At 61.9% G+C, this 11,608-nt stretch carries 12 protein-coding genes; 9 read left to right on the top strand and 3 right to left on the bottom strand.

Annotation, left to right across the window (positions count from 1 at the left end):
- Window positions 1–3: 3 nt before the first annotated feature.
- A complete protein-coding gene (locus tag ACLP2E_RS11960; RefSeq protein ID WP_442463786.1) occupies window positions 4–525 on the bottom strand; it encodes a hypothetical protein in 522 nt (173 codons plus the stop codon).
- A gap of 353 nt (window positions 526–878) precedes the next feature.
- On the opposite strand from ACLP2E_RS11960, the gene ACLP2E_RS11955 reads away from it, so the two are divergent.
- Window positions 879–2,288, top strand: a complete 1,410-nt coding sequence (locus ACLP2E_RS11955) for a carbohydrate porin (protein ID WP_442466063.1) — start codon at window positions 879–881, stop codon at window positions 2,286–2,288.
- Window positions 2,289–2,295: 7 nt separating this feature from the next.
- Here the strand turns inward: ACLP2E_RS11955 and ACLP2E_RS11950 are convergent, their stop codons facing one another.
- Entirely contained in the window at window positions 2,296–2,949 is a 654-nt protein-coding gene (locus ACLP2E_RS11950; RefSeq protein WP_442466062.1) for a uracil-DNA glycosylase, read from the bottom strand.
- A gap of 103 nt (window positions 2,950–3,052) precedes the next feature.
- Window positions 3,053–3,670: a LabA-like NYN domain-containing protein gene (locus tag ACLP2E_RS11945; protein ID WP_442463783.1), complete on the bottom strand. Its 618-nt coding sequence runs from the start codon at window positions 3,668–3,670 to the stop codon at window positions 3,053–3,055.
- A 382-nt stretch (window positions 3,671–4,052) separates the two neighbouring features.
- Here ACLP2E_RS11945 and rpoZ point away from each other — a divergent pair, with 382 nt between their 5' ends.
- The 8 genes from rpoZ (at window position 4,053) to recO (ending at window position 11,322) form a co-directional block, all read left to right on the top strand.
- The gene (gene rpoZ, locus ACLP2E_RS11940) at window positions 4,053–4,436 is read left to right on the top strand and encodes a DNA-directed RNA polymerase subunit omega (protein ID WP_442463782.1); all 384 of its coding nucleotides are present in this window, start codon (window positions 4,053–4,055) and stop codon (window positions 4,434–4,436) included.
- A gap of 192 nt (window positions 4,437–4,628) precedes the next feature.
- Window positions 4,629–6,827, top strand: coding sequence for a RelA/SpoT family protein (locus ACLP2E_RS11935; protein WP_442463781.1), 2,199 nt, complete (start codon window positions 4,629–4,631; stop codon window positions 6,825–6,827).
- A 73-nt stretch (window positions 6,828–6,900) separates the two neighbouring features.
- A complete protein-coding gene (locus tag ACLP2E_RS11930; RefSeq protein WP_442466061.1) occupies window positions 6,901–7,650 on the top strand; it encodes a pyridoxine 5'-phosphate synthase in 750 nt (249 codons plus the stop codon).
- The gene (gene acpS / locus ACLP2E_RS11925; RefSeq protein WP_442463779.1) at window positions 7,647–8,048 is read left to right on the top strand and encodes a holo-ACP synthase; all 402 of its coding nucleotides are present in this window, start codon (window positions 7,647–7,649) and stop codon (window positions 8,046–8,048) included. Before ACLP2E_RS11930 ends, acpS begins: the two co-directional genes overlap by 4 nt.
- A 95-nt stretch (window positions 8,049–8,143) precedes the next feature.
- Complete coding sequence (gene lepB, locus ACLP2E_RS11920; protein ID WP_442466060.1) at window positions 8,144–8,932, top strand: signal peptidase I; 789 nt, start codon at window positions 8,144–8,146, stop codon at window positions 8,930–8,932.
- Window positions 8,929–9,660, top strand: coding sequence for a ribonuclease III (gene rnc / locus ACLP2E_RS11915; protein ID WP_442463777.1), 732 nt, complete (start codon window positions 8,929–8,931; stop codon window positions 9,658–9,660). The genes lepB and rnc overlap by 4 nt, the downstream gene beginning before the upstream one ends.
- Window positions 9,653–10,564, top strand: a complete 912-nt coding sequence (era, locus tag ACLP2E_RS11910) for a GTPase Era (RefSeq protein WP_442463776.1) — start codon at window positions 9,653–9,655, stop codon at window positions 10,562–10,564. The genes rnc and era overlap by 8 nt, the downstream gene beginning before the upstream one ends.
- Before the next feature lie 44 nt (window positions 10,565–10,608).
- Window positions 10,609–11,322, top strand: a complete 714-nt coding sequence (recO, locus tag ACLP2E_RS11905) for a DNA repair protein RecO (RefSeq protein ID WP_442466059.1) — start codon at window positions 10,609–10,611, stop codon at window positions 11,320–11,322.
- Window positions 11,323–11,608 lie beyond the last annotated feature (286 nt).

The following is an 11,608-nucleotide window of genomic DNA, read 5'->3' as shown; positions in this document are numbered from 1 at the left end:
GCATCAGCCATTGGATTTGCGTCTGGCGGGCAAGGTCGAAAACTGCGGCTCCTGCGGCAAATCCTCAAGCAAGATCGCGCCGTCCTCTTCAATCGCCGCCTTCAGAAGAGCGGCCTTGGCGAACGCCTGGCGAGCGCCGTTCAAGGCGGACGCCAGTTCATACGCGTCTGCCCCCTTGCGGACGACGAGTTGAAGTCCGTCGTCCGAGCCCGCCAGATTCCTGCATTCCAGCCGGCGTTCCAAAATCTTCCGCCGCTTTTCGATCAGCAGGAAAGCGACGACGAGGAACAGCGAAAAGCCGGCGACCGCCAAGGCCAGTTCGATGCTCGGCTTTAATTCCGCATTGTTCGGCCAAAGGCTTCTGACGATGTTTTTCTGGAAAAGCCACACGAGAATGACGCCGGCAGCGACGCCGCTTGTCAGGAAAGCGGCCGAGAGGACCGCCGGTCGATCCTTGCTCGCGGACTGGATCGCGGGCGACGATACCGCTGGGGAGAAGGCCGCATTTCCTAATTCTCGATCCATGAAATACCTCGGTTCTAAAGATCAGCCTAGGCCGCGCGAGGAACCTTATGCCTGGAGCACGGGGGTCGCTTATGCTAAGGCATTGAAATGCATTGAAGCGCGCCGATTGGGAAATAAACTTATCGTGATTGCGGCCAAGCACACGGCCCCTCATGGCTATGTTGAAGCTTTGCAGCTAAAGCAAAGGCGGCAAAAAAATGCATTGGCGACTATCCTGCCGCTATGATAATCGCCGCCAGTTGCTATGAACGCGCATGAATAAACCCTTGGCGCCCCCTCTGGAAACTGGCTTTTTAAGCGTTTTGGCGCGTAAAGGCGCTTCGCCGGCCGTTTGCCTGTTGGCTTTACTTGCCTTGAGTCAGCCTGTCCATGCAGGCGAGGGCGCCGGCGAGACCCCTGCGGGCGAGCCGCCTTTGCCCGATGCGTTGAAGGCTTACGTCAGTCAGGGGGGCTGGCGCTCGAACCTCGAAAAGGCGGGAGTGACCTTCACCTTTACCCTTTATGGCGACGCTTTGGGGAACCCCTCGGGGGGCGTCCAGCAAGGCGCAGGCTTTTCCGGCCGCCTGGGCGCGATCATCGACGGCGATCTCGAAAAACTCGCCGGCTGGACGGGCGCCAGTTTTCACGCCAGTATTCACGGAATTTATGGCTACGGCCTCAGCGCCAATAATCTCGACAATCTGATGGTGGTGAGCAGCGTCGAGGCGCCCAATGCGATCCGCCTGTTCAACCTTTGGGTCGAGCAAAAACTGAACAGCGAGACCAGCCTGCGCGTCGGTCAATATACCGCGGCGCAGGAATTCCTCGTCAGCAAAACCGCCGGCCTTTTCGTCAACTCTACCTTCGGCTGGCCGGTGCTTCCCGCGCAGGATCTGCCGGGCGGCGGTCCAGCCTATCCTGAGGCTGCGCTTGGCGCGCGGCTGTTGTACAAGCCCAACGACCGGATCATCCTCCGCGCAGCTCTGTTTGACGGCGATCCGGCCGGGTCGGGCGTGGGCAATCCAGTGACGCGCGACCCCTATGGACTGGCGTTCCGCCTCGGCGATCCCGCCTTCATGATCGCGGAGGTGGTTTATAAATATAATCAGGATCGTCCAGACTATTCGTCGGACAATCTCCAGCAGGAAGGCGACAGCGCCAGGACGTATGCGCAAAATGCCCAGGGATCGCCGCTGGACCGGAGCCTGCCTGGAACGGTCAAGTTCGGCGCCTGGCATATCGCCGGCTCCTATGCCGATCCGCGCTTCAACAGCCAGGGTGGATTGCTGGCTATATCGGGCGGTCAGCCGCTGGAACATGGCGGCAATTTTTCGACCTATGGCGCGATCGACCAGATGATCTGGCGCGCAGAGGCGGGCGGCGACCGGGGCCTGAGCTTTTTTCTGCGCGCGACAGCGGCGCCCGCCGATCGCAATTTGATCGACCTCTATGCCGACGCCGGCCTCAACTTTCAGGGGCCGCTGGAATCGCGCCCGGACGATGCTCTTGGGCTGGCATTGGCCTATGGCCGCGTGTCGCCGCAGGTGGCGGACTATGACCGCGAACTGGACGCGATGACGAAGGTCCCCAAGCCGATCCGGGACTTCGAGGCGGCGATCGAACTGACTTATCGGTGCCAGCTGGCGAAGAACTGGACGCTGCAGCCGGATTTTCAATATATTGTCCATCCCGGCGCCAATATCGCGAATCCCCAGATCGCCAATGGCGTGACGCCTATTCCCAACGCCGCCGTGCTCGGTTTTCGCATGGTGATGAAGTTCTAGCCGCGGTTTACCCGGCGGCGAAATCCGCTTTTATGCGGGCGAAAACCGCATCGAACATCTCGGTCGTCAGCACGCCGGTGTTCGTGTTGTAACGCGAGCAATGGTAGCTGTCGTAAAGCGTCAGCCCTCTTGCGGAAATGCGATGCGCCGCGCCATGCGCGAATGCGTTGGACTTGAGCTTTTCGCCCAAAGTCCTGATGGCGCTGTCATGGGCGATGCGGCCGAGGCAGAGGATGGCGCGCAAATTCTTCATGGCGGCGATTTCCTCCACAAGAAAGTCGCGGCAGGCGGCGATCTCCATGGGAACGGGCTTGTTCTGCGGCGGGACGCAGCGCACGGCGTTGGAGATTCGGCACTCGCTTGTTTGCAATCCATCGTCGGCGCGCTCGCCATAGACGCCCTTGGCGAAGCCGAAACGGAGGAGCGCCGGATAGAGCATGTCGCCAGCCCAGTCGCCGGTGAAGGGCCGGCCAGTGAAATTGGCGCCGTGCAGGCCGGGGGCCAGCCCGAGAATCAGCAGCGGGGCGTCAAGCGGACCGAAACTTGGCACCGGCGCATTATGGCCGTCGGGCAGGATCAGCCGGTTCGCCGCGCGGAAATCGGCCAGTCGTGGGCAGAGCCCGCAATTTTCGTCCGGCTGGCGGGGCGACGTGAAACTCATGCGGCGGCTCTACGCAGGGTGCGCGGAGCCAACAGGCTTTCGCAAGAATAACGCGCGCGGAAAATTTTCCGCGCGCCGGGAGCCAGGGTGGAAGGGAGCCGCTTCACTCGTCGTCGACAACCGCGTCGTGTGGCATGGGCGAAACGGGCGCGGCCGGCCGGCGCTCCTGGAAGCGCTGCAGACGGTCAGAGCGATCGCCGGGGTCGCGGCCGATCTTGTTGACCAGATGGACGAGATCGACGAATTCGTCGGCTTGCCGACGCAATTCGTCAGCGACCATCGGCGGCTGGGTGGTGATAGTCGAGAGTACGGAAACGCGGACGCCCTTGCGCTGGACCGCCTCGACCAGCGAACGGAAGTCGCCGTCGCCGGAAAACAGCACCATGTGGTCGATATGGTCGGCCATTTCCATGGCGTCCACCGCCAGTTCAATGTCCATATTGCCCTTGACCTTGCGGCGGCCGAGCGCGTCGACGAATTCTTTCGCCGGCTTGGTCACCACGGCGTAGCCGTTGTAATCGAGCCAATCGATCAGCGGACGGATCGAGGAATATTCCTGCTCTTCGACCAGTGCGGTATAATAAAAGGCGCGCAGCAACCGGCCCTTGGATTGAAATTCCTTGAGGAGCCGCTTGTAATCAATATCAAAACCAAGCGATTTCGCAGTTGCGTAAAGATTGGCGCCGTCAATAAACAGGGCGATGCGTTCCTGGTCTGCCATTATGTGGTTCCATTTCCGATTGTGTGGGCGCGAGTGTTCGGGCGCGTCGGCAATAAGTTTTGGCGTTTATTTATCGCAAATCCGGTCGAAAGCAAGATTGCAACGTTCGGATGACTATAAATACTCCTTTAGGATGAGACGCTCTGCCCTGCCGCCGCAGTTGGCCCGTCTACGCGCGCCGAAGCTCGCCGCTCCTTCCCCCTGGCATAACCGACAACCCACTCATTGACAAAGAAAATCCGTTGTTTTTTATGATTAAAACACGTCGATTTTGCGGTTTTGGATTTCGCCGACGCAACCGGGAAACTTGCGTCGGCGAAAAATTTTCTGTAACAGGAACGGGATTCCTGACTTAGCGACCTGTTTTGAGGAGTGGGGCCGTATGGCGCGCGTCACCGTAGAAGATTGTATTGACAAGGTCGACAACCGGTTCGACCTGGTTTTGTTGGCCAGCCACCGCGCGCGGATGATTTCGTCCGGTTCGCAGATCAGCGTTCCCCGCGACAACGACAAGAACCCGGTCGTCGCGCTGCGCGAAATCGCCGAGTCGACTGTCTCGCCGGACGATCTGAAAGAGGATTTCATCCATTCGCTGCAAAAGCACGTCGAGGTGGACGAACCGGAGGCGGAGGTCGTGCCGGCCATGATTCCGGCGACCAGCGACGCCTCCGGCGACGTGCAGTTCGACCGCATGACCGAGGAAGACCTGCTGCGCGGACTCGAGGGTCTGGTGCCGCCCGCCGAAACGGAAGACGACTCGGAATAATTTTCCGACGGTTTCGGCGGTCCAGGATTTTGCTGGAGGAGTTTAAAGCGAGGCAGCCTGTGGCTTCCTCGCTTTTCCTTGTCAGTCCGGTGGAAACGCAAGGGGCGCACTTGTTTATCGCCGCTGCGGCGACGATAGTGGAGGCGGTCCTTCCTGTTCGTTCAGCCAGAAGGCGCGGGGAATTGTTTTAGAATGATGCGGCAGTACGAACTCGTCGATCGCGTTCGCAAATATAATCCGCAAACCGACGAAGACCTGCTCAATCGCGCCTATGTCTATGCCATGCGCGCGCATGGCGCGCAGAAACGCGCTTCCGGCGACCCCTATTTCACCCATCCGCTGGAAGTGGCGGCGATCCTCACCGAAATGAAGCTCGACGACGCAACCATTGTCGCCGCCGTGCTGCACGACACGATCGAGGACACCAGCGCGACCCGCGCGGAAATCGACCAGCTGTTCGGCCCGGAGATTGGCAGTCTGGTCGATGGACTGACCAAGCTTAAAAAACTCGATCTGGTCTCCAAACGCGCCGCTCAGGCGGAAAACTTCCGAAAGCTTCTCCTCGCCATCGCCGACGATGTGCGCGTGCTGCTGGTCAAGCTCGCCGATCGGCTGCACAATATGCGCACGCTGCATTACGTCTCGCCGGAAAAGCGCGCCCGCATCGCCGAGGAGACTCTGGAAATCTACGCGCCGCTCGCCGGCCGCATGGGTATGCAGAACCTGCGCGACGAGCTGGAGAATCTGTCGTTCAAATATCTGATGCCCGAAGCCTTCGCCATGGTCTCGACGCGGCTGGAGGATCTGCGCGACAAGAACAAGGAATTGATCAAGACCATCGAAGAGGAGCTGACCGGCGAACTGGCCCGGCGCGGCATCCAGGCGCATGTGCGCGGCCGCCAGAAACAGCCCTATTCGGTATGGAGCAAAATGGAGCGCAAGTCCGTCGCCTTCGAGCAATTGTCCGATATTTTCGGCTTTCGCGTCGTCGTCAACGATGTCGATGAAGTCTATCGCGTCATCGGCGTCGTGCACACCAAATGGCCGATGGTTCCGGGGCGGTTCAAGGACTACATCTCGACGCCGAAACAGAACGATTACCGCTCGGTCCACACCACCGTCGTCGGCCCGGGCCGCCAGCGCGTCGAATTGCAGGTGCGCACCCATGAAATGCACGACATCGCGCGCCACGGCATCGCCGCGCACGCGCTTTACAAGGACGGACGCAACGCTCCGGCGCCGGTGCTGTCGCACGAAAGCAACGCCTATCAATGGCTGAAGCGGACCATCGACATGCTCGCCGACGGCGACAGTCCGGAGGAATTTCTCGAACATACCCGGCTGGAGCTGTTCCATGACCAGGTGTTCTGCTTCACCCCCAAGGGACGGCTGATCGCCTTGCCGCGCGGCGCGACGCCGATCGACTTCGCCTATGCGGTCCACACCAGCGTCGGCAATTCGGCCGTGGGGGTGAAGATCAACGGCCGCCTGGCGCCGTTGCTGTCGCCGCTGGCCAATGGCGACGAAGTCGAAATCATCCGCGCCGAAGGCCAGACGCCACCGGCGGCCTGGGAATCGATCGCCATCACCGGCAAGGCGCGCGCCGCAATCCGACGCGCCAGCCGCGACGCGGTGCGGGCGCAATATGCCGGGCTCGGCCGCCAGATCGTGCTGCGCGCCTTCGAGCGGGCGGCCAAGAAATACTCCGAGGACAAGCTGCGCGCGGCGCTGCCGCGGCTGGCGCGCGCCAGCGTCGAGGATGTCCTGGCCGCCGTCGGCCGGGGTGAAATGTTCTCCGGCGACGTGGTCAAGTCGGTCTATCCGGACTTCAAGGAGGAACGCCGACCGGCGGCGCCGGCCAATCCCGCCGACCCTGGCTGGTTCGGCATGCAGAAGGCCTCGGGCGTGCAGTTCAAGGTGCCGGGGGCGTCCGGCAGCATCCACGCCTTGCCGATTCGCGGATTGCGCGGCGATCTGCCAGTGACTTTCGCGCCCAATGGCGGCGCGGTGCCGGGCGACCGCATCGTCGGGATTCTCACCCCCGGAGAGGGCGTCACCGTCTATCCAATCCAGTCGCCGGCGCTCGCTGCTTTCGACGACCAGCCGGAGCGCTGGCTCGACGTGCGCTGGGACATCGACGACGCGCAGGAGCTTTTTCCGGCGAAAGTCATCGTCGCCGCGATCAACGAGCCGGGCAGTCTCGGCGCCGTGGCAAGTCTGATCGGCGAGATGGGCGCCAATATCGACGACGTCAAATTCAACAAGAAATCGCCGGACTTCCGCGAAATGATTCTGGAAATCCAGGTCTTCGACCTGAAACATCTCACCGATGTGCTGTCGCGATTGCGCGCGCTGCCGATCGTCAACAGCGTGGAACGGGTGATCGGATGAGGGGCGGGCCGTCAGCGCGCCCTTTGGCGCTCCTCGCAACGACGGCCGCGACAGAGCCGCGAAAGGCCCGCCGATGAATAGCGCCCCAAAACTCCGTCTCGGCGTCAATATCGACCACGTCGCCACGCTTCGCAATGCGCGCGGCGGCGCCGTTCCCGATCCCCTGCGCGCGGCGCAAATGGCGCTGGCGGCCGGCGCCGACGGCATCACCGCTCATCTGCGCGAGGACCGTCGCCATATCAACGACGACGACATGCGGCGGCTGAAAGCTTCCATCGACGCGCCGCTCAATTTCGAAATGGCGGCGACCGAGCAGATGCTCGACATCGCCCTGAAAACCAGACCCCACGCTTGCTGCCTGGTGCCTGAAAAACGCACCGAACGCACCACTGAAGGCGGCCTCGACGTGGTGGGCGGCGAGCAACATCTGCTTCCCTTCGTCAATGAGCTTTCACGCGCCGGCATTCGCGTTTCCCTGTTCATCGAGCCATCTTTCGAGGCGCTGGCGGCGGCTGTCGCGATCCGCGCGCCGGTGGTGGAACTGCATACCGGCGCCTGGTGCAACGCCGCTGCGCTCGGCCAGGACGAAGCGGCGGCGGAGTTTGCCCGCCTGCGCGCGGCCGCAACCGAGGCGGCCCGGCTTGGACTCGAATGCCACGCCGGCCACGGTCTCGATTACCAAACCGCGCGGATCATCGCCGCCTTGCCGGAACTGGTCGAACTGAACATCGGCCATTTCCTGATCGGCGAAGCCATTTTCGTTGGCCTCGAAGCTTCGGTGCGGTCTATGCGCGCAGCCATGGATGAAGGTCGTCACGCGTGATCGTGGGTCTCGGGATCGACCTTTGCGACATCAGGCGCATCGAGAAAATGCTCGCCGATCACGGCGACCGTTTTCCGCGTCGCTGCTTTACCGAAATCGAACGCGCCAAGGCGGACGGAAGAACGGCGCGCGCCGCCACCTACGCCAAGCGTTTCGCCGCCAAGGAAGCCTGCGCCAAGGCGCTGGGAACCGGCCTGGGGAGCGGCGTCTCCTGGCGCGAAATGGGTGTGGTCAACGACGCCCTGGGACGCCCGACCCTGCATCTGACCGGCGGGGCGGCGGCGCGTCTGGCGGCCTTGATCCCTCCCGGTCATGAGGCCCACGTCCATCTGACCCTGACCGACGAATATCCGCTGGCCCAGGCTCAGGTAATGATCGAGGCGCGGCCGAAGCCGTGATGTTTCCGCCGCAAAATCGCCCGCAATTCCTCACAACACTTGCGCTCCGCCCCGAAAACGTCGACAAGCAGCGGCCAAACGCAACGGATCCTAAAATGAGCCAAACCATGACTGAAAACGCGTCGCGCGCCGCGAAAAAATCCGAGCCTGAAGGGCTTGGGGAAACCGTTGTCGTGATCCTTCAGGCGCTGCTGATCGCGCTCGTCGTTCGCACCCTGCTGTTCCAGCCGTTCAACATTCCTTCGGGTTCGATGATACCGACCCTGGAAATCGGCGACTACCTGTTCGTGTCGAAATATGCCTATGGCTATTCGCGCTATTCCATCCCGCTCGGCCTGCCGCTGTTCGAGGGCCGCATACTCGCCTCGCCGCCCAAGCGCGGCGATGTCGTGGTGTTCAAGCTGCCGCGCGACAACGACACCGATTACATCAAGCGGGTGATCGGCCTGCCGGGCGACAAGATCGAGATGAAAAAAGGCCGCCTCTACATCAACGATGCGCTGGTGGAGCGCGAGCCGATCGAAAAGGCCCAGACCGAAGATCTTTACGGTCATTTCGGCCCGGTTGCGACCTATATGGAAACCTTGCCGAACGGCGTGAAACACAAGATCATCGAGATCCAGGGCGACGACGGCTTCAACGACAACGCAGGACCCTTCGTCGTGCCGCCCAATCATTATTTCATGATGGGCGACAATCGCGACAATTCCACCGATTCGCGTGTGCCGCCGGACCAGGGCGGCGTCGGCTATGTGCCGTTCGAGAATCTCGAAGGCCGCGCCGAAGTGATCTTCTTCTCGGTCGGCGAAGGCGCGCCGGCCTGGCAGTTCTGGCGCTGGCCCTGGGACCTGCGCCTCAGCCGCATGTTCCACGCTGTAAGATGAATGCTCGCGCTCCGGAGGCCGCCGGCGGCGATCTCGCCGCCTTGCAGGCGCGCATCGGCCATGATTTCGCCGATGGATCGCTGCTCGTCCGCGCCCTGACCCATGTCAGCGCGCTGCCGGCGTCTCAGGCGCAAAGGCGGAGCGATTCATACCAGAGGCTGGAGTTTCTCGGCGACCGGGTGCTGGGCCTGGCGGTTTCCGCGATGATCTACGAGGCGTTTCCCGCCGCTGAGGAGGGCGAATTGTCGCGTCGCCTGGCCGATCTGGTGCGCAAGGAAACTTGCGCCGACGTGGCGCGCGACTGGGGCGTCGGCGCGGCGGTCAGGCTCGGCGAGGGCGAAGCCCAGACCGGCGGCGCTCAGAAATCGGCTATTCTCGGCGACATTTGCGAAAGCATCCTCGGCGCGATTTTTCTCGACGCTGGCTACGACAAGGTCGATACGGTGGTGCGCCGGTTTTTCGCCGCCAAAATGCTCAATCCGGGCAGGCCTTTGCGCGACCCCAAGACCGCCTTGCAGGAATGGGCGCAGGCGCGAGGCCTGCCGCCGCCTGTCTATCGCCAGTCCGGGCGGTCCGGGCCCGATCATGCGCCTCTGTTCGTGATGGAGGTCATCGTCAACACATTCGAGCCGGTCCTCGCCGAGGGAACTTCAAAACGGCTGGCCGAACAGGCTTGCGCGCAAAAGTTCCTGGCGCGCGAAGGCGTGGTGGAGGACGAAAATGACTGAGGAAAACGTCGGAACCCATTGCGGCTTCGTCGCCCTGATCGGCGCGCCCAACGCCGGGAAATCGACGCTCCTCAACCAACTCGTCGGCGCCAAGGTTTCGATCGTCTCGCGAAAGGTGCAGACGACCCGCGCCCTGGTGCGGGGCATTGCGCTGGAAGGGTCCAACCAGATTATTTTCGTCGACACGCCGGGCATTTTCGCGCCAAAGCGCCGGCTCGACCGCGCCATGGTGACCTCCGCCTGGGGCGGCGCCGGCGACGCCGATGCGGTCGCGCTGCTGATCGACGCGCGCAAGGGCGTGGACGACGAAGTCGAGGCGATTCTCGGTCGACTGCCGCAGTTGCGCTCGCCGAAAATTCTGGTGCTCAACAAGATCGACACCATCGAGCATGAAAGACTGCTCGGCCTCGCCGCCGACATCAATGCGCGGCTGCCTTTCGCCGAGACTTTCATGATTTCGGCGCTGAAGGGCTATGGCGTGGCGAAATTCAAGGAAAAGCTCGCCAGCATGATGCCGGAAGGTCCCTGGCTCTACCCCGAAGACCAGATTTCCGATGCGCCGTTGCGCGCGCTCGCCGCCGAAATCACCCGTGAAAAACTCTTCGAACGGCTGCACGACGAATTGCCCTATCAATCCACCGTCGAAACCGAATTGTGGAAGGACCAGCCCGACGGCTCCGCGCGGGTCGAGCAGACCATTTACGTCACCCGCGAAGGCCAGAAGAAGATCGTCATCGGCGAGGGCGGCAAGACCATCAAGAGCATAGGCTCGGCGGCGCGCAAGGAGATCATGGAAGCGGCGGAACAGAAGGTCCATCTGTTCCTGTTCGTCAAAGTGCGCGAGAATTGGGGAGACGATCCCGAACGCTACCGGGAAATGGGTCTGGAGTTTCCGAAGTCCTGAACGGGGCTTGCTGGCCAAGTTGGGCAAGGTCAAGCGGGTAAAGAATGGAATGGTCGGAGCGCGGCCTGGTCATCGGCCTGAAAAAGCACGGCGAATCCAGCGTGATTCTGGAATTGATGACGCGTGGCCACGGTCGTCATCTCGGAGTGGTGCGCGGCGGACGGTCGAAGGCCATGCAACCGGTGCTGCAACCGGGCAACGAGGTCGAGGCGATCTGGCGCGCGCGGCTGGAGCAGCACCTCGGCCTTTACGCTGTCGAAGGGGCGCTGCTGCGCACAGACGCCCTGATCTCCAGCGCGCAGGCGCTGCACGGCGTCAATTTGCTAAACCATCTGCTGCGGCTTCTGCCCGAGCGCGACCCGCATCCCGGCCTCTATGAGCGGGCGCAGGTGCTGCTCGCCCATCTCGCCGGGCCGCAGGCGCCGGGTCTTTTCGTGCATTTCGAACTCGCTCTGCTGGCGGAGCTGGGTTTCGGGCTCGATCTCGAAAGCTGCGCCGCGACCGGGGCCCGGGAAGATTTGATCTATGTGTCGCCGAAATCCGCTCGCGCCGTCAGCCGCGGCGCCGGCGCGCCATGGGCGGCGCGGCTCTTGCCGCTGCCGCGCTTTTTACGCGGGCCGCCGGGCGATCCGGTGTCGCCCGAGGAAATCCGCGAGGGGTTTCAACTGACCGAATTTTTCCTGCACCGCGACGTTTATCGGCCGCGCGGGCTCAAGCCGCCGGATGCGCGCGCGGCATTGATCGATCACCTTGCTTAAATCCAAGGCGATCTTACGCTAAATGAATTTTTTCAAAAAATGACCAAAGTTAGATGGCGCTTTTTTTGGTTCCGTGGGAACGAAAACAGCCTAGCTTGGTTAAGGCCCCAGGATGGCGCCAATCGATCCTGTTCCGTTGTGGGGAATAGGAGAGGCGCCCGCAGTCGTTTTTGCAAGGTTCACGAATCTTATGGTCATCGTATTATTTATTAATGGGGGGGAAAATGCTGCCCCTCATCAGTGACTATATTGCTTGATTAGAAATGTCGATTGTCGGTCTTGCGGA

The sequence above is a fragment of the Rhodoblastus sp. genome, from assembly GCF_052145335.1.
Taxonomy (GTDB): Bacteria; Pseudomonadota; Alphaproteobacteria; order Rhizobiales; family Beijerinckiaceae; genus Rhodoblastus.
This window is presented reverse-complemented; position numbering and strand designations above follow the sequence as displayed.